Here is a 20,597-nt window from a genome sequence, read left to right as displayed (position 1 = left end):
AGTGCATCGTCGAATGTTGTTTTTGTTGTTCGAAGGCCTGAGTCGGTGTTCTAGGGTTGGCGGCTTCCCTCCTCACGCAACAGCGCCTGCAAGGTATCGAGCCGCGCACCGTCGAAGGCAATCACGGTGCCCTGCTCGAACACCCGGCGCGCCAGCCCGGTCAGCACCGCACCGGGCGGCAGTTCGATCTGTAGACGTACGCCGCGCTCGTAGGCGCTTTGTACCGTGCCGCGCCAATCCACCACGCGGCACATGTTGAACGCCAGGTCGTCGCGCAAGGCTTCAATGTTGCTGACAGGCCGGGCGCGACTGCCGCTCAGATAGCCCAGCGTCGGTGTTTTCAGCTGCACCTTGGCGAAGGCATCGGCCAGGGTTTTCGCAGGGGCTTCCAGCAGCGGGCAGTGAGACGGCACGCTGACGGCCAGACGTTTGGCCAGCCCTGCACCGCGACCTTTCGCCAAGTCGGCGACCGCTTTCATCGCACCATCGCTGCCGGCAATCACCACCTGGTTATCGGCGTTGATGTTGGCCAGGTAAACCGGTGTTGCGCCGCTGTGAACCTGCGCCAGCAACGCTTCCACCGTGGCCAGGTCCAGACCGATGATCGCGGTCATGCCATAGCCTTGTGGATAAGCCTGTTGCATCAACTCACCGCGCAGGCTGACCAGATGCAGCGCATCGCTGAAACTCAAGGCACCCGCAACCACTGCCGCCGGATAGGCGCCGATGGACAATCCCGCCACGTAATCCGCCGTCATTAACAACTGGCGTGAAGCCGCGACGCCGGCGATCAGCAAGCTGAGTTGAACCGCTCTTGTCGACTTCAGCGCTTCGGCAGAATCCAGAAGAAAAGCGTCTTCCCCGAGGACTTCACTTGCCTCGATCACAGTTTCCCGAGGCAAACGATGAAGCATGCCTGGCTGCTGCGCGCCCTGGCCCGGAAACACTAGCAAACTGCTCACGCTGCTTGCTCCTGCGGGTTCCACGGATTGGTGACCAGGCAGGCTTCACTGGCGTTTTTGAGCAGGACCCGTTGCGACGGACCGGCCCATTCGCGCAAGGCGACTGCTCCGAATGGAGTCTGCAACTGCAGGTCCACCTGGCAGACAGCAGCATCAAGAATCTTCACCAGTGACTGCGCTTGCATACGCTCCAACGGCTGCGGTGTACGCAGGATCAAGTCGAGATCGCTGCCCTCATGCAATGCCTGAAAACCGCTGGCCAATTCAAACCCGGCGCTGCCGCTGACACCCCACACCCACTCACAGGAATCGAGCATCGGACGCAGTTGATTGAGGGCGCGCACTGCCGGTAAATTCCGATCAAGCGCGACATGACAAAGCGCTTCCGGCCGAACTTGGCGCTGGATTGCATCGACCGACATCACCGTTGCATAACGCTGCTCACGCAAACGTCCACGCACGCCGACCGCGATGTGATTCGCCGCGCTCAACGCACGCCGAACCACCACCGGTTGACCCGCACGGATCGACTCGATCACCCACGAAGGTGCATCCGCAGGCAACTGCTCCGGGGTCATCCCCCAGAGCAGGTCGTGGGCGAGAAGCGTGTTCACCACTGCTCTCTCAGCAATTGGCGAACCTGGCTCGACGCCGCACGGTTGCTCGCGCCCAAGCGGCTGCTCAGGTCGCGCCCTTTCGCGGCGACATCACCAATCGCCTGATTCAGGCATTCAGTCACCCGCGTCAGATCCGCCGCCGTCGGCTGCTCGATCTGTTCCACCGACAAGGTTTCCCAGAGCAGTCCAAGACTCGCGTAGCTGTCGATGTCATAGGCCATCGGCGGCACGCTGGCGGCCAGTGCTTCGAGTTCTTCAATACTGCGCAACGTCACCCGCGCCGCCGACGCCTTGCCCATCGCATGCACCATCACGCCTGGATCGCGCAGGGCAATCAGCCGATTGGCCTGATACCCATGCGCCAGAAACGCCCCGGACATTGCCTTGCCCACCAGCAACCCGATCACGGCATGGCCGGCCAGTCGAGCGCGGGCATAGCTGTCGGCGGCACCGGCCAAGGCCTGATGAATGCCGAGCGCTTCTTCGCGCCGACCGTAGGCCTGACTCGGCACATCGACGATGGCGATCAAGGCACGTTTCTGCGAATTATTCAGATCCGCTGCGATGACTTCATCCACGGCTTTGGCCAGCCCCCAACCTTCCAGCAGACCGACCTCGCCATTGCGGGCGCGGACGAAACGGTTGTCGGGATCAGCCACCACCGCGATAAAGCGAACGGGTTGGTCACCCAACACACCGTCGGCAACCTTCAACGAAGCGGGCAAACCATCGACCGGTTTGGCGCCCGCACTCAAGGCGTTGAACCAGTTCAAACCTCTCAGGGAATACGAACTCATGAGCGCTCTCCTTGATACAGATCGCGAACCGTTGACGGCTCGATTTGCGGCTCGGCGTCCAGACGGGCCAGTCGTTGCAGGAACAGCTCGGCCTGACGGCTGCGTTGCTGTTCCGGCAAACCTTGCTTAAGCAATTCACTGACCTGCTGCTGAATCTGCGCCACATCATCGGCGACATATCGGTCAACAAGACCACTGGCAAAACGTTGCTCGCCTCCGGTCAGGCTCCAGATGAAAGGACGATCACGGGAGTCGTATTCCTCAAGCCCGGCTTCCTGTTCGATCACTTGCGGACCGTTGAGGCCAAGCCGCGCTTCCTGAGTGACCAGCAAGTAACTGCACAACCCGGCGGCAATCGACATCCCGCCAAAGCAGCCAACGCTGCCCGCCACCACACCCACAACAGGCTGGTATTGGCACAGATCGACAATCGCCGCATGAATATCGGCAATCGCCGCCAGCCCAAGGTTGGCCTCCTGCAAACGCACGCCACCGGTTTCCAGCAGCAACACGGCGCGGGTCGGAATGCCTTCGCGGTTGTCTTCGGCGGCGAGTTCCAGCGCACCGGCAATCTTCGCCCCGCCGACTTCACCGAGGCTGCCGCCCTGGAATGCACCTTCGATGGCGGCGATTACCACCGGCAATCCACCGATGCTGCCCTTGGCGATGACTACGCCGTCATCCGCTTGCGGTACCACGCCCTGGCGCGACAGCCATGGCGACATGACGCGTTGAAACGGGTCGAGTAGTTCGCGGAAGGTGCCGGCGTCGAGCAAGGCTTTCGCTCGTTGTCGGGCGCCGAGTTCGACGAAGCTGTGTTTGTTGAGGAGATCAGTCATGGCTGATCTCCTCAAAGCCTTGCTCCAGACGTAAGCGCACCACTCCCGGTGTGGCGCCGAAATCGTGGATATCGATGGCCATTGCCGGTGGCGTCTGACCGTCGAACATCCGCGCGAACAGATGCTGCCAGCGTTGTTCTGCGCCGTTGACCGAGGTCTGCACCTTGATCGTCAGTTTGCCGGCCTGGCCTGGCTCGATCAGCACTTCCAGATCGCCCGAGCCGACACAGCCCACCAGCGTCCGGCCGCGTGGCGGCTGCCCGGCGGGGAATTCAAAAGATAAGGTTTCCATCAGAAAGCTCCGGATTCGAGGCGGTCGATGAACAAGCAAGCGGCGAGCAAGTCAGCAGCACCGCCGGGCGAGGCGTTCAACGCGATCAGTTGTTCATCCAAGACATGCAAACGACGGCGACCGGCGAGGCTGGCACTGCCACCCGCATCGAGCACGGCTTGGGCGCCGAGTTGCATGGTCTGCAGGCCTTGTTCACCGGCGCGGTAGAGCACGCAGGTGTCGGCCAGACTCGTCATGATCGCCAGCAAGGCATCGAGCCGGGCGTTCTGCTCGCCATGACCGGCGGCGCGGCTGAGTTTGAGTTGCGGCAGCGCCCGTTGAATCACCGCCGGGAAGCCGAGCTGTGCTTCTTCACGGGCACCGCGTGCGCCATAGCGCTGGGCGACTTGCGCGCCGTGGCTCAGAGGACGCGGCGCGTAACGGTCGTCGAGCAAGGCCAGACGTGCGGCGCGCAAAGTGATCGAGCCTGCTGCCGTGGATTCGGGCTCCAGCGCAGCCGCCGCGACCAACAGACCCAACGCCCAAATCGCCCCGCGATGGGTGTTCACGCCGCCCGTGGTGGCGAGCATCACTTCCTCGCCTTCACGACCGATCAGGCCAATGGCTTCGCGCAGCGGCAAACCGACTTCGCCGAACTCGATGGCGGCCTCCGCCATTTCCTTGAACGCAGGCCACAGGGACAGCGCCGAGGCGTGCATCAGCCCGAGGTGCAAATCGGTGTGCGCGCCATTGCCGCGACGGTCGACCAGCGCCGGTTTCGGCGACAGGTCCGCTTCGTCGATCAGTGCGTCCACGGCCAGATCTGCCAGCCGCTCAGCCAGGGACAGGGTTTTCGGTTGCAGGTTGAATGCGTGCATTACCAGCTCCTGAACTTGGCGGGCGGGTTGTAGAGGCCACCGGACCACTCGACCAGATCGGCCACGCTTTTGGCGGCGAGCAATTCGCGAGTGGCGTCGGTGCGGCGGATGCCGAGGTCTTCGGGCAAGGCGATCAGGCCTTCGCGGCGCATGCGCGCGGTGTCTTTCGGGTTGTGGCGCAGGCCGATGACGGTGACTCCGGCCACGGCCGCGATCATCGCCTGACGTTCTTCCAGCGAACGCGCCTTGTAGAGATAGGCGATGCCTTCTTCGGTCAGCAGGTGGGTGACGTCGTCGCCGTAGATCATGATCGGCGCCAGCGGCATGCCGCTTTTCTTCGCCACTTCCACCGCGTCGAGGGTTTCGACGAAGGTCGGTTTGCCGCCCTCCTGGAAAGTCTCGACCATTTGCACCACGAGTTTCTTGCCTCGCTCCAGCAGCGCTTCAGGCGCATCGTCATGGCGCATGTCGAGCCAGGCCGGCGTGCCGTGACGACGACCGCGCGGGTCATGGCCCATGTTCGGCGCACCGCCGAAACCGGCCAGGCGGCCGCGGGTCACGGTGGAGGAATGGCCGTCGCCGTCGACTTGCAGCGTCGCGCCGATGAACAGGTCCACCGCGTATTGCCCGGCCAGCTGGCAGAACATCCGGTTGGAACGCAGGGAGCCATCGCGCCCTGTGAAGAACACGTCGGGTCGGGCGGCGATGTAGTTTTCCATGCCCAATTCGGTGCCGAAGCAATGCACGCTTTCGACCCAACCGCTTTCGATGGCCGGGATCAAGGTTGGGTGCGGATTGAGGGTCCAGTTGCGGCAGATCTTGCCCTTCAGGCCGAGGGATTCGCCGTAGGTCGGCAGGATCAATTCGATGGCGGCGGTGTTGAAACCGATGCCGTGGTTCAGGGACTGGACGTTGTGTTTTTCGTAGATCCCACGGATCGCCATCATCGCCATCAACACATGCACAGGCTTGATGTGACGTGGGTCGCGGGTGAACAGCGGCTCGATGTAGAACGGCTTGTCGGCCACCACCACGAAATCCACCCAGGACGCGGGGATGTCAACGCGGGGCAAGTCGCTGACATCGTCCACCAGTTGATTGACCTGAACGATGACGATGCCATCGCTGAAAGCGGCCGGTTCGATCAATGCGGGGGTGTCTTCGGTGCTTGGGCCGGTGTAGATGTTGCCGGCCCGGTCGGCCATGAACCCGGCCGAGAGCACGACGTTGGGAATCAGGTCGACCACCAGTCGCGCATAGAGCTCGATGTAGGTGTGGATCGCGCCGATTTCCAGCAGGCCGTCTTCCAGCAGCTGGCTGATGCGCAGGCTCTGGGTGCCGGCGAAAGAGAAGTCGAGCTTGCGGGCGATGCCGCGTTCGAACAGGTCCAGATGCTCGGAGCGTCCGACACTGGGCATGATCATGTGCAGGTCGTGCAGCTTCGCGGGATCGGCCTTGGCCAGGGAGCGGGACAGGAAATCCGCCTGCTTTTGGTTATTGCCCTCCAGCACCACACGGTCACCGGGCAGGATCAATGCCTCCAGCGCCGCAACGATTTTGTCGGTGGGCAGGACCACACCGTCGGCGAGACCCCGCACCAGCTCGAGACGCCGCTGTTTTTCGCTGCGCCGCCGCGTCCATCGCGAGTCGGGGGATATTGTTGTTGTCATGACCACTCCACGGGTTCGCTGTCGTGGGAGTCACCTTAGGAGCGTTGGGTGGGGGGCATCAATCAAGCAGAGTGGTGGATCGTTACGGTCAGGGTAATGGTTGGCGGGAGGGATTCGTTGCCCGCGCTGACGCCTTCGCGAGCAAGCCCGCTCCCACAGGTATTGTGGATGACTCAGGATTTGAACACGACACGGACACTGTGGGAGCGGGCTTGCTCGCGAAGGGGCCAGAACAATCCCACCAGTTTTGGATGACGGAGCATTACAGTCCGGTCATCTGCTGCTGCACACGAATCTGCAACTGCTCAGCACTTTCCAACAACTGCGCCAACAACGCCGGATCTTCATCCATATAGCCTTCGTACTCCGCCAGGTTTCGTCGCTCATGACACAGGGCAAACAGCCGAACCTGTACTTTGCCAATATCAGCCGTATGAACCAGGCACTGAAACACCAGATATCGCTTGTCTGAACGGTAGCCGCACAAGCGAAGAGCCGTCAGTGCAAGGGCATGGGCAGCGTTGTAAGCCAGGTCGAAACGACTCGCGAAGGAAAGCGAAGACGTTTGCGCGTCTTTCAATCGGTCCACAGCCGAACGCATCAACCCTTCGCATTCCTTGCGATCCGGCGGCTCAGCTTTCAGTCCACCGCTACGTAACAGGTTTTCCAGGTTCTCGTTGCTGCCCATCCTTGGACTCCAAAGGGTTTCCCCCCATCAGATTGATCTTGTCCTGCTGCGCTACCCGCACGACAAAGCTGTTTTCAGCCGCCAGTTTTGCGGCCCAGTCGTCGGGGGTGTAGAGCGTCGGGTTGAGGACGCGGCCCAACTGCTCCTCCATCGGCATGAGCCGCTCCATCACTTCACTGTAGTGCAGGCCCTCGCCGATCAGCATGAGATCAATGTCACTGGATGCGTTTGCCTGATCCTTGGCGATAGAGCCGTACACAAATGCCCAAGTGATCTGTTCGGCAAAGGGTTGGAGCGCCTGACGCAGAGGCTCGGCAATGCCAAAGGTTTTGCGGGCGATGCCCAGCAGTTCGGCATAGATCGGGCAGACGGGATTGGCTTGATAGTGGGTCTGGTTGCCCTGACGGGTCATGGTCAACACGCCTGCCCGCTGCAACCGATCCAGCTCGCGCATGAGGCTGCCTTTACCCACTTGAGCCCAGCGGGCGATCTCGTTGGCGTAAAAGCTTTGGTCGGGTTTACCAAACAGCAGGCCGAGCACTTTTTGCTGGGTGGTGGTGAACAAGGCTTCGCTCAATGACAGGTTTTTCACGGCAACGACCGATAAGTCCCAAAAAAGGAACGATAGGTCCCTTTTTGGGAATCTTCAACCTTGCGCAGCGTAAACCATTGTTCTCGGTGTACCTGATACACCCCGGTTGCAGGTTTTGGGGCTGCTTCGCAACCCAGCGGGAGCAAGCCCCCTCGCCACAGGGTCCGACCGCTTGGGGTTTTGTGTTTAAAAGTTTGTCCTCAGGAATGGTGTGAGGCTACGCAGTCTGGCGTCGCTGCCTACAGCAATGCCGGAACCCGCTGACTGGTGCGGTTTTGCGTTGATCTTTATCGTTTGGGGGTCGCTGCAAACGCAGCGACCGGGATTGGAACCCCGTGGTGTTAACGAGGCAAAAGCGCCTTTCATAACGTATGCTTGCGCACCTTTAATGTGTGCACTCCGTTATGGCGGCTGTGCGCGGGAGACCTTAGTGTCTGTCGGGTTTTGTCCGTTTGCCCGGGTTCCAGCCCGCGTACAGCTGCCACCCCTTCGATTGGAACCCGATGGAGCAGCTGAAACTCATTAAATGGAGCTTCACTATGTTCAAAGCTACTCCCAATCCCCCGGAAACCGACGCCGATTCCCAAGCATCCCTCGATGCAGAAAAAATGAAGGAAGCCGCTGACCGCGCCTTTTCCCATTACTTCCCCCCACTCCACGAAAAACCGGCCAAACGCCGTAAATCCGAGCTCTTCACCGTCGCCCCCGATATCGACACCGAAGCCCTTCTGGCCAATGCCTCCGAAGACCTGCTGTCCATCAGCGCCATTGCTGCCGATCTAGCGGACGATGTGGAAGGCTCACGCCGTTCTGTAGCCTTGGCGCTCAGCCGCATGGCGGATGGGGTGCAGTTGTTGGTGGAGCGGGCGCTGGATCATCATGAGTCGTTGCAGATGAAGGCTCGGGCCGGGGCTTAGCGCAGAAACCGATGCCATGATCGTTCCCACGCTCTGCGTGGGAATGCAGCCCGGGACGCTCTGCGTCCCATCCAGAGCCGAACGCGGAGCGTCCGTTGAGGCATTCCCACGCGGAGCGTGGGAACGATCAGTTGGGGGCCAGTCAACGATCAGCTGGCCAAACCGGCCTTTACGAGCAACTCCTCCAACGCCAACAAATTCGGCACCTTGGCCACCTGCTCCCCCACCTGCACCGCCGCCTGTTCCAGCGAGCACAACGGCACATCCACATAGCTCAACTGACTATCAAGCTTGTAAGACCGCGGAATCCCCTGCACCAGCAAGGCAATGAATTTCAGATCGGGCCGCCCGCCGAGCGCATTGAGGATGACGATCCGCGCCCGCTCGCCGATGACGATTTTCTGCCCACATGCCGACTCGAAACTGATCAACGGAATCTGTCGATCCCGCCACTTCACCAACCCCAGGTACCACGGCGGTGTGTCGAGGTCGAAGGCGCTGGGTTGGTAATCGATAAGCTCCGCCACAGCGACGTTGGGCAAGATCAGGTTGCGGTCAGCCAAGGGCAGCAGCAGGCCGGTGAGGTTGCTGGTGCGGTGCTCAAGCATGGGTTTTGCTCCACAGGTGGATGCTGTCGAGCAGCACCGATTCCTGGTACGGCTTGCCGAGGTAGTCGTTGACGCCGATGGCCATGGCGCGATCGCGGTGTTTCTGCCCGGTGCGGGAGGTGATCATGATGATTGGCAGGTGCTGCAGACGTTCGTCGGCGCGGACCTGGGTCGCGACTTCAAAACCGTCCATGCGCGGCATTTCAATGTCCAGCAGCATCAGGTCAGGCATGTGGTCTTCAAGCAGCAGCATGGCGTCGACCCCGTCCTTGGCGGTCAGCACGTTCATGCCGTGGCGTTCCAGCAGACGGCTGGTGACCTTGCGCACGGTCACCGAGTCATCGACCACCATCACCAGCAGCGGTTTATGCGGTTCGGCCTCCGCGTCCTGAGTCACTGGCTGTTGCGGCAAGCGGGCCTGCATCGCGCGGATCGGCGCCAGCAAATCAAGAATCAGCACCACCCGCCCATCGCCGAGAATCGTCGCCCCGGACAAACCCTGCACCGCCGCAAATTGCGGGCCGAGGCTTTTGACCACGATCTCGCGAGTGCCGGCCATGGCGTCGACTTGCACCGCGATGTGCCGCTCGTTGCACTGCACCAGCAACACCGGCAACGGCAGGCTCTGGCCCAGCAGTTTAGGGCGATGGCTGGTTTTCAGCAGTTCGCCGAGGTAGCACAGTTCATAGTCTTGCCCGGCGTATTGGTAGGTCGGCGGATCGAGCCGGTAGTGCCCTTCAAGTTCGTTGGGCAGCACGCGAACGATGCCGTCGATGGTGTTCAGCGGGATCGCGTACTGATCCTCCCCGCATTGCACCATCAAGGCCCGGTTGACCGACACGGTGAACGGCAGGCGAATGCGGAAGTGCACGCCCTGCCCCGGCACAGAATCGATGCTCATGCTGCCACCGAGCTGCCGGACCTCTTCATGCACCACGTCCATGCCGACGCCGCGCCCGGAAATCTGGGTGATTTTCTCGGCGGTGGAGAACCCCGGTTGCAGGATGAATTGCAGGACATCGCGGTCGCTGATGTCGCTGTCCGGGGCCAGTAACCCGCGCTTGATCGCCTTGCGCCGCACCGCGTCCAGCGGCACGCCGGCACCGTCGTCGCGGATGTCGAAAATGATGTCGCCGCCCTCTCGCGACAGGTCGAGGGTGATACGACCTTGAGCCGGTTTACCCGCCGCGATACGCACCTCGGCCGATTCCAGGCCATGATCCACGGCGTTGCGCAGCATGTGTTCCAGCGGCGCGGCCATGCGTTCGAGGACGTTGCGGTCCATCTCGCCTTCGGCATTGCCGACGATGAATTCCACGTCCTTGCCCAGTTCGCTGGAGACTTGACGGACGATCCGCTTCAAGCGCGGCAGCATCCGCTCGAACGGCACCATGCGCGTACGCATCAGGCCTTCTTGCAATTCGGTGTTGATGCGGCCCTGTTGTTGCAGCAGGTTTTCCGCGTCCTGATTGCGGCGCTCGAGGGTTTCCTTGAGGTCGAGCAAGTCGGAGGCGGATTCGAACAGCGCCCGCGACAGTTGCTGCAACTGTGAGTGGCGGTCCATTTCCAGCGGATCGAATTCTTCGTAGCCCAGGCGTTCGGCGTCGACTTGCTGACGGCTGAGAATCCGCCCCTGGGTTTCGGTATCGAGCCGACGCAATTGGTCGCGCATGCGCTCGATGGTGGTTTCCATTTCGCTCAAAGTCACACGTGCATCGTTGACCTGTTGTTCGATCCGCCCACGGAAGATCGAGGTTTCGCCGGCCAGGTTGACCAGATCGTCGAGCAGTTCTGCCGAGACCTTGACCATGTCCGCGCTGGCATCGGGTTGCTGTACCGGCGTCTCGATTTTCGGCGTTGCAGGCACCTGGACCGGCGCCGGTGTTTCGGGCACGGCCGGATGACTGAAATTCCTGATCTCATCGATCAGTTGATCGGCGGGCGGCAAAGGCTGACCGGCGCGGGTCGCGTCGAGCATCTGCGCCAGTCGGTCGTGGCTGCTTTGCAACAAGCCGAACAACGCGGCGGTGGGTTGCAGCACGCCAGCGGACAGGCCTTCGTAGAGGAATTCCAGCTCATGGGCGAGGTCGCCGATCGGGGCGATTTCCACCATCCGCGCGCCACCCTTGAGGGTGTGCAAATCACGCAGCAGGGTTTCCACTTCCTGACGATTCGACGGCTCGGCCTGCCAGCGCACCAACGCCGTGCCGGAGTTTTCGATGATGTCGAAACCTTCCTCAAGGAAGATCTCCAGCAGCTCTGGATCATGCCCCGGTGAATCCTCGGCCCGTGCCGGTTCGACCGCTTCAACAGCGCTGGCGTTGCCCTGGCGAAACTCGCGAATGGCCTCGATCACCTCACCCGGATCGCCCAATGGCCGTTGGTTCTGCAACTGTTCAAGCAGCTGCGCGAGCCGGTCATGACTGTGTTGCAGCAAGTGCGCCAAGGCTTCGCTGTAAGCGTAGCGGCGATCCACCAGGCCTTCGTAAAGGCTTTCCAGTTCATGGGCCAGCTCACCGACCGGCTCGACTTCGGCCATCCGCGCACCACCCTTGAGGGTGTGCAAATCTCGCTGCAACGACAACAGCGGCGCAGCGTTGTCCGGGTCGTCCAGCCAGCGCTGCAACGCCTGACCGGCGCTTTCGAGGATATCCACCGCCTCTTCGAGGAAGATCGAAACGATCTCGTCGTCCAGCTCGACCTGGGTCGCGGTCTGTTCCAGTTCGGCCGTGGCACTGCCCAGTTCCCGGATGCTCAGCGTGCGGCTGCCATCGCTGCGAATCAGCCCCATCGCCGACGGATCCAGGCTCTCATCGAGCAAGCCGCGCAAGGCCCGGATGCGTTGCGGTTGCGGGCTGACTTCCTGGCCGGCGGCCAGCTCGTCAAGCATGTTGATCAGCGCTTCATGGGCACTTTGCGCTTCATGGAAAAACGCCTCGCTGACCGCCAGGCTGCTTTCTTCCACCGCGCCGTAGAGGTCGAGCAAGGCTTCGCAGAGCTCATCCACCGGATGCAGATCAGCCAGGTGCGCGCCTTCGCCGAGGGTGGTCAATTCGTCCAGCAACGCACTGAGTTCCTGACGCTCGCCGGGATGTTGCTGCCAGCGCTGCAACAGGCTTTCGGCGTCCAGCAGGATGTCCATGCCTTGGGCGAGGAAGTTGTTGATCAGTTGCGGATCACGCTTGATGCGCAATCCGGAATTCGGTGCACTCAGGAGCGTTTCCAGGCGCTCGGCCAGCAACGCCTGGGTTCGCTCGATCAATGAGCGGGCGCCGGGAATCTCCGCCAGCGGGTCGGTTTTGAGCTGTCGCAAGCCGAGACGGAACAAGCCTTCGGCTTCGAGCAGCAGTTCGACTTCGTCCAGGTCGAGGGCGAGCAGGTGCGCCTTGTACTCCCGGGCCAGATGATCCAGCGGTTTCGCCAGCTCGGCGATTGGCAATACGCCCGCCATGGAGGCGCTGCCCTTGAGGGTGTGCAGCGCCCGCTGCAACTCGTCGCTGGCCTGCAACGGCACGTGCTCCGCGGCTTTATCGAGGAAGCGGTTGAGGCTGGCGAGATGGGTCTCGGCTTCCTTGCGGAAGATCTCCAGCAACAGCGGATCGAGGGCCGCCACATCCTGGGTATCTTCATCGCTGGCAGGCGTATCGCCCTTGGCAAGGGCGTGGGCGCGTGCGGCCAATTGGTCAACGTCGTTGCGCTGGCGCTGGGCATGGTTGGCAAACTCGGCCACCAGTTCTGGCAGCAGATTCAGCGCATCGCCCAGCAGTTGTTGCACCGCCGGCCCCGGCGCAACGCTACGTTCCAGCACACGGTTGAGCAGGTTTTCCACCGCCCACGCCAGCTCGCCCAGCACCAGCGCACGGACCATCCGGCCACTGCCTTTCAAGGTGTGGAATGCCCGGCGCAGTTCGCTCAGGGCAGGCTTATCGTCGGGGTTAGCCGTCCAGCGCGGCAGGTACTCCCGGAGGATTTCCAGCACTTCATCGGTTTCTTCGAGGAACACTTCCCGCAGCTCATCGTCCACCGGTTCTTCACCGCTGGGCGGCGGCAACAGGCTTCCCGGGGTCGTCAGGGCGGGCGGATTGACGGAGGACACAGGGCTGGCTAACACATCGGCCAGCGACTTGACGGTCTCAGGGTCGTCCAGTTCCTGCAGATCCTGCATGACCTGCGCTTCACTCGGGCTGAGCACATCTTCAAGCACCGGCACCTGTTGCTCGCTGGGGAAAAAGCCGAGTGCGGCCAGGCTTTTTTCCGCGACGTCGAGCAACTTTTCGCCCGGCGCTTCGGGGTCGTCGCCGAGGCGCTCCAGGTAGTACTCGATGCTGGTGATGACGTCGGCCAGGCTGTCCAGCTCCTGCCAGCCGGGATGATCCGGATCCAGCAGCAGGTGCTCGCGGATGAAGTGGTTGCACGTTTCGATCAGGCTCGCCGCACGGCTCAACGGAATCATCGCCAATGCACCGCGCACCTGGGTCAGCAAGGCCGGCAGTGGCTGCAAGTGCTGGCGGTCCCAGTCGGCGTCGATGTAGTCGACGATCATGTCCTTGGCCTGTTGCAGGCAGATGCGCGCTTCCTTGATCACGATCTGATGGATCTGGGTCAGGTCGGTGGTCGGCAGGCGGCTGTCTTCCTGGCTTTCCGGCTCGACGGTGCCGACCATGCCGGCCAGCGTCGCTTCGACGTAGAGCAAGGCACCGGCGACGTCCATCAGGATCGCGTCGTTGGGCTCACGTTGACCCTGGGCCAGACTCAGCACCACCGCCAGTTGGTCGATGATGACCTTGCGTGGCTGGCCGAAACCGAGCACCGCCAGGGTGTCGGCGATTTGCCGCAGGGGCGCCAGCAGGCTTTCGAGGTCCGAGGTGTGTTGGCGGTCGCTGCGCACAAACAGATCAAGGCGTTCCTTGACCCGCACCAGCTCTTCACACAAAGCGGCCAACACCGAGCGCATGGCATCGCGGTCGGGACCGGCCAGCCGTACGCGTTCTTCGTCGACCATTGCGCTGTCAGGTAGCGCGTCGTCCAGTCCGTAGCGATCTTTCATGGTCAGCATCTGCCCGGTGGGATGTTCGGCCTTGGCAATGTAGAACAGCAAACTCTTGAGCAACTCTAGCGGCGCCGGCTGATTGATGCCGGGCATGCCCTGTTCGAGCAGGCGCTTGAGTTCTTTGTCGGCCTCCTTGAACAGGCTGCGCAACGCCGGGCTGTTGGCAATCGAGCCGTCGCGCATGCCTTCGACCAGCGCCGAGGCGACTTGCCACAACGGGCTCAAGGGCGCGTTGCCGCACAGCCCTTCGAGGCGCGCAAAAACCTTGGTCAGGTAACCGAGATTCGTTTCGCCATCCTGCTCACGCAATAACCCGACCAGGGCCATTTGCAACATTTGCCGCAACTTGCGCAGCACATTGGGTAAATCCGCCGGCTCCAGCAGCGCCAGCGACGCTTCGTCCAGGGGCGGCAGGTCCGGCAATTGCGGGCTGAACAGGCTGGTTTCCGACAACAGGCTTTCGCCACGGGCGCTGCGCAGATCGTTGATCAGTGGCAGCACCACCAGCGGCAGGTCGCGGCGCGCACCTTGCACCCGATCGAGGTAAATCGGCAGTTGACCAAGGGCTTGCAGCAACAGGTGAAGCGTCTCATCGCGATGACTGACGCGGTTCTGTTGCAAGGCGGTGACCAGATGTTCCATCTCTTCGGCGAGCAGCGCCGCGCCGTAGAACTCGACCACCTGCAAACTGCCGTGAACCTGATGGACGCACGCCAGGCATTCGCTGAGGGCGTGCGTCGCCTGCGGGTCATCAAGCAACGTTTCAATCGCCTGGTGAGCCACTTTCAGCGTTTCGGCAATCTCGCCTTTGACCCACTCGAGGGCCACATAGTCGTGCCGATCACCCATAACCACTCCAAATCACTGCTCTACTCAAAAAAAAGCATTCACTCGCAGGCGTTTCACACTTTATCCGCAACCTCAGCCTTGGCGGCCGGCAAGGTGAAACCGGACACCGAACGCCGCAGCTGACTGGCCATTTTCGCCAGGTTGCCAATGCTCTCGGCGGTGGCGGTGGAGCCGGACGACGTCTGCGTGGTGATCTGCTGGATCACGTTCATCGTCAGGGAAATCTGACCGGCCGAGGACGTCTGTTGCTGTGCGGCGTTGGAAATACTCTGGATCAACGCGGCGAGGGTCTTCGACACGCCTTCGATTTCTTCCAGGGCCACCCCGGCATCCTGCGCCAGACGCGCGCCACGCACCACTTCGGTGGTGGTCTGTTCCATGGAAATCACCGCTTCGTTGGTGTCGGTCTGGATTGCCCGCACCAGGGTTTCGATCTGCCGGGTGGCGGCGGAAGAGCGCTCCGCCAGCCGCTGGACTTCATCGGCGACCACCGCAAAACCGCGCCCAGCATCACCGGCCATCGAAGCCTGGATCGCCGCGTTGAGTGCAAGGATGTTGGTCTGGTCGGCAATGTCATCGATCAGGCTGACAATGTCGCCGATTTCCTGAGAAGACTCGCCCAGGCGCTTGATCCGCTTGGCGGTGTCTTGAATCTGCTCGCGAATGTTGTCCATGCCGTGGATGGTGTTGTGCACCACCTCGTTGCCCTTGTTGGCGATTTCCACCGAACGCTCGGCCACCGCCGAGGACTCAGCGGCGTTGGCCGAGACCTGATCGATGGACTGGGCCATGTCGTTGATCGCGGTGGACGCTTCGGCAATCTGCTGCGCCTGATGCTCCGAAGCCTGGGCCAGGTGCATGGCGGTGGCCTGGGTTTCCTGCACGGCGGCAGCGACCTGGCCAGCGGTGAGGTTGATGGTCGCCACCAGATCGCGCAGTTGGTCCACAGAGTAGTTGATCGAGTCGGCGATGGTCCCGGTGAAGTCTTCGGTCACCGAGGCGGTCACGGTCAGGTCGCCATCCGCCAGGTCTTCGATCTCGTCGAGCAGGCGCATGATCGCGTTCTGGTTACGCTCGTTCTTCTCGGCCGTTTCGCGCAGCTGACGGTTGGTTTCACGGACCATCACCAGACCAATGAGGATGATCGACATCAGCGCCAACAGGCCCAGCACGTAGCCGCCAATGGTGTCGGTGTTGCGCCCGCCGGCCAGGTTTTCGAAACCGCCGGCCAGGTGCGAGGCTTCCTCGAGCAGGGTCTGCGACAGGGTAAAGATACTGGTGGCCGATTCACGGACCTTGAACAGCTCCGGCGAGGTTTCGAGGATTTCATCCACCGAACCCGAGACGAATTCGAACAGCTCGGAAATCTCGATCAACCGCGCGCGCGCATCGCGGTCTTCAACCTGGCTGACTTTCAGTGACGGATTGCCCTGGAGCATGCCGTTGAGCACCTGGCCGAATCGCGCCGCATCGCGACCGAAGGCATCAGCGGCCTGCTGCGAATTTTCATCACCGGAGAGCACGGTGTTCACGGCACCGAGAATCCGCTCAGCCAACAGCGACTGGCGCTGGGCCATGGCCACCTGCGCGGCCGGGGCACCGCGCTGAAGGAGCGTTTCGACGACTTTTTCGTACTCGACCTGCAACTGCGGCACGGTTTCGGCCAGGGTCGCGGCGACTTGATGCAGCGACAGCACGGTCTGCTCGCTGGAGAGGATCGCGTCGGTGTTTTTCAGCAAGCGTTCCCAGTCCAGTTGCACGGCGCGCATTTCCGGGCGCACGGTGGACGGCGCCGGCGGCAGGCCGGTGGCGGGGTCGCCTTGCTTCAGATAGCCCCAGCGTTGGGCAAAGTCATTGCGCGCATCGCTGAGCAGCTTGAACGCCGCCGCCTTGCCGGCCGCCGCTTCGGTGGCGTTCTTGGCAATGCGCTGGGACAACACGCGCAGCTCACCGGCGTGGCCGATGTACTGTTTGTCGTACGTGGCCTGGGTGTTGAGGTACGCGAAGTTGGCGAACAGCAGCATGATGAAGACGATCAGCGCGATGAACAGCGCGATGATCTGTGACCGGCTGCGCGACCCTTCTGGCTTGCCTGTTTTTGCTTTTATCATCGGTCCTCGCCTGTTATCGCACCTTTAGAACCCGCCATAGATCCCCTGTGGGAGCGGGCTTGCTCGCGAATGCGGTCATTCATTCAACATTGATGCTGACTGACCCACCGCCTTCGCGAGCAAGCCCGCTCCCACATTGGATCTGCGTCATTGCGGTTACAGCGCCACGTGCATAAAGCTTTGTGACTGCACCAACGCAAACGGGCTGAACACCTGCCAGGTCTGCTCACGCTGGAACCGGCCTTTGATGAACGGTGCAATCGGGCCGCTCAAGGTATCCGGCGGCTCAAGACTATCCTGGGCAAAGTGCTGGAGGCCGACGACTTCATCGACCATCAACCCGGTAAACACGTCGTTATGCTCCACCACCAAGACCCGGCGCTGCTTGCGCACGACTGACAGCTCATGCCCTGGCTCATTACCAGAAAAGAAGCCGCTCAAGTCGATGATCGGCAACAAACGCCCGCGCAGGTTGGCCACGCCCTTGACCCAGGGCCTGACCCCCGGCAGCTGAGTGAACCGCGGTTCATGCAACACTTCGCTGACCTCGCCCATCGGCGCGACGTACCAGTGTTCGCCCAGGCGAAAGCCGATGCCGCTCCAGCTGTCCTGTCGGGTCGGCTGGGACGGCAAGTCCGCCGCCAGCAGACGACAACGCCGGTCGATCTGCAGCAGCAGTTCGAAAGCCGTCAGCGACTCGGTCATGGCCGGACGATCAACCGGCCAGCACGTTGTTCAAGGTCTTGATCAGGGTCTCTTCGTCTACCGGTTTGGTCAGGTAGTCCTTGGCGCCCTGGCGCGTGCCCCAGACCTTGTCGGTTTCCTGATCCTTGGTGGTGATGATGATCACCGGGATGTGTCCGGTTTCCGGGTCTTTGGTCAGCTGGCGGGTTGCCTGGAAACCGTTGAGGCCAGGCATGACGATGTCCATCAGCACGGCGTCGGGTTTTTCCTGACGGGCCAGGGCCACGCCGTCGGCGCCGTTTTCGGCTTTCAACACTTCATGACCGTGCTTTTCCAGCATGCCGGTCAGTTTGTACATTTCGGTCGGCGAATCATCGACGATCAGAATACGTGCCATGGTCTTCCCCATTCTTGTCGACGCCGGGCCCGCTGGCCGAGCGTCACTGTGCGTGTCCTACTGCGGCAAAACGGCGGCGAAGCCCGGAACATGGGCCTGGATCGCGTTGAGCAGTTCTTCCTTGCTGAAAGGCTTGGTCAAAAACTGGTCGGAGCCGACGATGCGCCCCTTGGCCTTGTCGAACAGCCCGTCCTTGGACGACAGCATAATCACTGGCGTGGACTTGAACGCACTGTTGTTCTTGATTAAAGCGCAGGTCTGATAACCATCCAGACGCGGCATCATGATGTCGACAAAGATGATGCCGGGGTGATTGTCGGCAATCTTGGCCAGGGCGTCGAAACCATCGATGGCGGTGATCACTTCGCAACCCACGTTCTTCAACAGCGTTTCGGCGGTGCGGCGAATCGTCTTCGAATCGTCGATCACCATGACCTTCAAGGCGCTGGAATGCTGTTCCATAAATGCTCTGCCGTCGCCTTTGCGAATCAAATTGTCCATTTCCGATAACCGGAGGCTCGAAACCCTTGATGTTTAAGGGCCGGAACGATATGGCAGCCTTTTTAGCACAGTCTCCAAATGCAATCTATCGGGGGACCGGCGCGGTGGTTTTTCCTTGACCGGGAACACACTGAGCGCCAATCTGACGCCACTTTTTCGTGTCCGATCGGACCACCCAAATTCGAGGAAAAACCCATGAGCGTTCGCGTCGGGATTGTCATGGATCCTATTGCCGGCATTTCCTATAAAAAGGATAGCTCGCTGGCCATGCTGCTGGCCGCACAGAAGCGCGGCTGGGAACTGTTCTATATGGAACAGGGGGATTTGTACCAGGCCGAAGGCGAAGCGCGGGCGCGGATGCGTCCGTTGAAAGTCTTCGCCAACCCGGAAAAATGGTTCGAGCTCGAAGCCGAGACCGACGCGCTGCTGAGCGATCTGGACGTGATCCTGATGCGCAAGGATCCGCCGTTCGACATGGAATTCGTCTATTCCACTTACCTGCTGGAGCAAGCCGAACGCGCTGGCGTGCTGGTGGTCAACAAGCCGCAAAGCCTGCGCGACTGCAACGAGAAACTGTTCGCCACGCTGTTCCCGCAGTGCACGCCGCCGACCATCGTCAGCCGTCGCCCGGACGTACTGCGTGAATTCGCCGATCACCACGGCGACGTGATCCTCAAGCCGCTGGATGGCATGGGCGGTTCTTCGATCTTCCGTCACACCGCCGGCCACCCGAACCTGTCGGTGATCCTCGAAACCCTGACCCTGCATGGCAAACAGCAGATCATGATCCAGGGTTACCTGCCGGCAATCGTTGACGGTGACAAGCGCATCCTGATGATCGACGGCGAGCCGGTGGATTACTGCCTGGCACGGATTCCGGCCGCTGGCGAAACCCGTGGCAACCTCGCCGCCGGTGGCCGTGGCGAAGCCCGACCGCTGACCGAGAAAGATCGCTGGATCGCCGCCCAAGTCGGCCCGACCCTGCGTGAGAAGGGCCTGCTGTTCGTCGGTCTCGACGTGATCGGCGAGCATCTGACGGAGATCAACGTCACCAGCCCGACCTGCATTCGCGAGATTGATAACGCGTTCGGCACCGACATCGGCGGCCTGTTGATGGATGCCATCGATCAGAAGCTCAAGGCTCGTTGATATAGAACAGCCAAGAAACGACCAACATTGCGTTATCATCCGCGGCCTGTGAAAAACGCGATGTTGGTTTTTTTGTCATGACGCTCCCGTCCGATCTACCTGCTGAACTCGCCCATCGTGGCGTGCGCCCGGCTGATCGTCTCGGTTTTACCCTGTTTCTCGCGGCGCTGATTCACTTGGCCTTGCTGTTGGGCATCGGCTTTACGATGGTCGAACCCCAGCAAATCAGCAAAACCCTGGAAATCACCCTCGCCACCTTCAAAAGCGAAAAGAAGCCTGAAAAAGCCGATTTCCTCGCTCAAGAGAATCAGCAAGGCAGCGGCACCCTGGATAAAAAGGCCATTCCCAAGACCACCGAGGTCGCGCCTTTCCAGGACAACAAGGTGCAGAAAGTCACGCCACCGCCGGCGGCCAAGCCTGAAGTGCGCGAAGCCGCACCGAAAGCAGCCGTGACCACCGTCGCGCCCAAGCCGAAAAAGGCCCCGGCCAAAACCGAAGAACCCAAGCCTGTCACCAAACCCGCAGTCGCCGCGCCGACGTTCGACAGTGAACAGCTGTCCAGCGACATCGCCAGCCTGGAAGCGGAACTGGCCAGCGAACAACAGCTATATGCCAAGCGCCCGCGCATCCACCGCCTGAGCGCCGCGTCGACCATGCGCGACAAGGGCGCCTGGTATAAGGACGAGTGGCGCAAGAAGGTCGAGCGCATCGGCAACCTGAATTACCCCGACGAAGCGCGACGCAAGCAGATCTACGGCAATTTGCGCCTGATGGTGTCGATCAACCGCGACGGCTCACTGTTTGAAGTGCTGGTGCTGGAGTCATCCGGGCAACCGCTGCTGGACCAGGCGGCGCAGCGCATCGTGCGGCTGGCGGCGCCGTTTTCACCGTTTACCGGGGATTTGGCGGATATCGATCGCCTGGAAATCATCCGCACCTGGAAGTTTGCACGCGGGGACAGACTCTCCAGCAACTGACACCCCACCCCCCCTGTGGAAGTGGGCCCTTGTGGCGAGG

At 61.5% G+C, this 20,597-nt stretch carries 18 protein-coding genes; 3 read left to right on the top strand and 15 right to left on the bottom strand.

What is annotated here, in order from left to right:
- Positions 1-50: 50 nt before the first annotated feature.
- The 9 genes from mdcH to PFAS1_RS13175 form a co-directional block, all read right to left on the bottom strand.
- Positions 51-962 (bottom strand): malonate decarboxylase subunit epsilon, encoded by a 912-nt coding sequence (gene mdcH, locus PFAS1_RS13215; protein WP_076029445.1) that lies wholly within the window; start codon positions 960-962, stop codon positions 51-53.
- Positions 959-1,579 carry a malonate decarboxylase holo-ACP synthase gene (locus PFAS1_RS13210; RefSeq protein WP_076029444.1) on the bottom strand — a complete coding sequence of 207 codons (621 nt, stop codon included), beginning with the start codon at positions 1,577-1,579 and terminating at the stop codon, positions 959-961. Before PFAS1_RS13210 ends, mdcH begins: the two co-directional genes overlap by 4 nt.
- Positions 1,573-2,376 carry a biotin-independent malonate decarboxylase subunit gamma gene (gene mdcE, locus PFAS1_RS13205; protein WP_076029443.1) on the bottom strand — a complete coding sequence of 268 codons (804 nt, stop codon included), beginning with the start codon at positions 2,374-2,376 and terminating at the stop codon, positions 1,573-1,575. The genes PFAS1_RS13210 and mdcE overlap by 7 nt, the downstream gene beginning before the upstream one ends.
- Positions 2,373-3,215, bottom strand: a complete 843-nt coding sequence (locus tag PFAS1_RS13200) for a biotin-independent malonate decarboxylase subunit beta (RefSeq protein ID WP_076029442.1) — start codon at positions 3,213-3,215, stop codon at positions 2,373-2,375. The genes mdcE and PFAS1_RS13200 overlap by 4 nt, the downstream gene beginning before the upstream one ends.
- Positions 3,208-3,507 (bottom strand): malonate decarboxylase subunit delta, encoded by a 300-nt coding sequence (locus PFAS1_RS13195; protein WP_076029441.1) that lies wholly within the window; start codon positions 3,505-3,507, stop codon positions 3,208-3,210. Before PFAS1_RS13195 ends, PFAS1_RS13200 begins: the two co-directional genes overlap by 8 nt.
- Complete coding sequence (locus PFAS1_RS13190; RefSeq protein WP_076029440.1) at positions 3,507-4,364, bottom strand: triphosphoribosyl-dephospho-CoA synthase; 858 nt, start codon at positions 4,362-4,364, stop codon at positions 3,507-3,509. The genes PFAS1_RS13195 and PFAS1_RS13190 overlap by 1 nt, the downstream gene beginning before the upstream one ends.
- Positions 4,364-6,034, bottom strand: a complete 1,671-nt coding sequence (gene mdcA / locus PFAS1_RS13185) for a malonate decarboxylase subunit alpha (RefSeq protein WP_076029439.1) — start codon at positions 6,032-6,034, stop codon at positions 4,364-4,366. The genes PFAS1_RS13190 and mdcA overlap by 1 nt, the downstream gene beginning before the upstream one ends.
- 262 nt (positions 6,035-6,296) lie before the next feature.
- Positions 6,297-6,722, bottom strand: coding sequence for a hypothetical protein (locus PFAS1_RS13180; protein ID WP_076029438.1), 426 nt, complete (start codon positions 6,720-6,722; stop codon positions 6,297-6,299).
- The gene (locus PFAS1_RS13175; protein WP_076029437.1) at positions 6,685-7,314 is read right to left on the bottom strand and encodes a nucleotidyltransferase domain-containing protein; all 630 of its coding nucleotides are present in this window, start codon (positions 7,312-7,314) and stop codon (positions 6,685-6,687) included. Before PFAS1_RS13175 ends, PFAS1_RS13180 begins: the two co-directional genes overlap by 38 nt.
- Positions 7,315-7,853: 539 nt before the next feature.
- Here PFAS1_RS13175 and PFAS1_RS13170 point away from each other — a divergent pair.
- Positions 7,854-8,231: a DUF6124 family protein gene (locus tag PFAS1_RS13170; RefSeq protein WP_076029436.1), complete on the top strand. Its 378-nt coding sequence runs from the start codon at positions 7,854-7,856 to the stop codon at positions 8,229-8,231.
- 149 nt (positions 8,232-8,380) lie between these two features.
- Here the strand turns inward: PFAS1_RS13170 and PFAS1_RS13165 are convergent, their stop codons facing one another.
- From PFAS1_RS13165 to pilG, 6 genes are all read right to left on the bottom strand, one after another.
- Positions 8,381-8,839 (bottom strand): chemotaxis protein CheW, encoded by a 459-nt coding sequence (locus PFAS1_RS13165; protein WP_074871622.1) that lies wholly within the window; start codon positions 8,837-8,839, stop codon positions 8,381-8,383.
- Positions 8,832-14,738 carry an Hpt domain-containing protein gene (locus tag PFAS1_RS13160; RefSeq protein ID WP_076029435.1) on the bottom strand — a complete coding sequence of 1,969 codons (5,907 nt, stop codon included), beginning with the start codon at positions 14,736-14,738 and terminating at the stop codon, positions 8,832-8,834. Before PFAS1_RS13160 ends, PFAS1_RS13165 begins: the two co-directional genes overlap by 8 nt.
- Before the next feature lie 53 nt (positions 14,739-14,791).
- On the bottom strand, positions 14,792-16,849 hold the full coding sequence (locus tag PFAS1_RS13155; protein ID WP_076029434.1) for a methyl-accepting chemotaxis protein: 2,058 nt from the start codon (positions 16,847-16,849) through the stop codon (positions 14,792-14,794).
- A 156-nt stretch (positions 16,850-17,005) separates the two neighbouring features.
- A complete protein-coding gene (locus tag PFAS1_RS13150) occupies positions 17,006-17,554 on the bottom strand; it encodes a chemotaxis protein CheW (RefSeq protein ID WP_076029433.1) in 549 nt (182 codons plus the stop codon).
- Between the two features lie 10 nt (positions 17,555-17,564).
- Positions 17,565-17,930 (bottom strand): twitching motility response regulator PilH, encoded by a 366-nt coding sequence (pilH, locus tag PFAS1_RS13145; RefSeq protein ID WP_008068134.1) that lies wholly within the window; start codon positions 17,928-17,930, stop codon positions 17,565-17,567.
- Positions 17,931-17,987: 57 nt separating this feature from the next.
- Positions 17,988-18,392: a twitching motility response regulator PilG gene (gene pilG / locus PFAS1_RS13140; RefSeq protein ID WP_008152601.1), complete on the bottom strand. Its 405-nt coding sequence runs from the start codon at positions 18,390-18,392 to the stop codon at positions 17,988-17,990.
- 234 nt (positions 18,393-18,626) lie between these two features.
- On the opposite strand from pilG, the gene gshB reads away from it, so the two are divergent.
- Both gshB and PFAS1_RS13130 read left to right on the top strand, forming a co-directional pair.
- Positions 18,627-19,580, top strand: a complete 954-nt coding sequence (gshB, locus tag PFAS1_RS13135; protein ID WP_074871634.1) for a glutathione synthase — start codon at positions 18,627-18,629, stop codon at positions 19,578-19,580.
- Positions 19,581-19,657: 77 nt separating this feature from the next.
- Positions 19,658-20,557 (top strand): energy transducer TonB, encoded by a 900-nt coding sequence (locus PFAS1_RS13130; protein WP_076029432.1) that lies wholly within the window; start codon positions 19,658-19,660, stop codon positions 20,555-20,557.
- Positions 20,558-20,597: the final 40 nt, after the last annotated feature.

Source organism: Pseudomonas frederiksbergensis (genome assembly GCF_001952935.1).
Taxonomy (GTDB): Bacteria; Pseudomonadota; Gammaproteobacteria; order Pseudomonadales; family Pseudomonadaceae; genus Aquipseudomonas; species Aquipseudomonas frederiksbergensis.
Note: the sequence above shows the minus strand (reverse complement) of the source record. Positions and strands in the feature narration are given on the sequence as shown.

Bases quoted from the DNA above. Each gene is read 5' to 3' on its own strand.
- mdcE (WP_076029443.1), bottom strand. From the start codon at position 2,376: ATGAGTTCGTATTCCCTGAGAGGTTTGAACTGGTTCAACGCCTTGAGT.
- PFAS1_RS13200 (WP_076029442.1), bottom strand. From the start codon at position 3,215: ATGACTGATCTCCTCAACAAACACAGCTTCGTCGAACTCGGCGCCCGA.
- PFAS1_RS13195 (WP_076029441.1), bottom strand. From the start codon at position 3,507: ATGGAAACCTTATCTTTTGAATTCCCCGCCGGGCAGCCGCCACGCGGC.
- PFAS1_RS13190 (WP_076029440.1), bottom strand. From the start codon at position 4,364: ATGCACGCATTCAACCTGCAACCGAAAACCCTGTCCCTGGCTGAGCGG.
- mdcA (WP_076029439.1), bottom strand. From the start codon at position 6,034: ATGACAACAACAATATCCCCCGACTCGCGATGGACGCGGCGGCGCAGC.
- PFAS1_RS13180 (WP_076029438.1), bottom strand. From the start codon at position 6,722: ATGGGCAGCAACGAGAACCTGGAAAACCTGTTACGTAGCGGTGGACTG.
- PFAS1_RS13170 (WP_076029436.1), top strand. From the start codon at position 7,854: ATGTTCAAAGCTACTCCCAATCCCCCGGAAACCGACGCCGATTCCCAA.
- PFAS1_RS13165 (WP_074871622.1), bottom strand. From the start codon at position 8,839: ATGCTTGAGCACCGCACCAGCAACCTCACCGGCCTGCTGCTGCCCTTG.
- PFAS1_RS13160 (WP_076029435.1), bottom strand. From the start codon at position 14,738: ATGGGTGATCGGCACGACTATGTGGCCCTCGAGTGGGTCAAAGGCGAG.
- PFAS1_RS13155 (WP_076029434.1), bottom strand. From the start codon at position 16,849: ATGATAAAAGCAAAAACAGGCAAGCCAGAAGGGTCGCGCAGCCGGTCA.
- PFAS1_RS13150 (WP_076029433.1), bottom strand. From the start codon at position 17,554: ATGACCGAGTCGCTGACGGCTTTCGAACTGCTGCTGCAGATCGACCGG.
- pilH (WP_008068134.1), bottom strand. From the start codon at position 17,930: ATGGCACGTATTCTGATCGTCGATGATTCGCCGACCGAAATGTACAAA.
- pilG (WP_008152601.1), bottom strand. From the start codon at position 18,392: ATGGAACAGCATTCCAGCGCCTTGAAGGTCATGGTGATCGACGATTCG.
- gshB (WP_074871634.1), top strand. From the start codon at position 18,627: ATGAGCGTTCGCGTCGGGATTGTCATGGATCCTATTGCCGGCATTTCC.
- PFAS1_RS13130 (WP_076029432.1), top strand. From the start codon at position 19,658: ATGACGCTCCCGTCCGATCTACCTGCTGAACTCGCCCATCGTGGCGTG.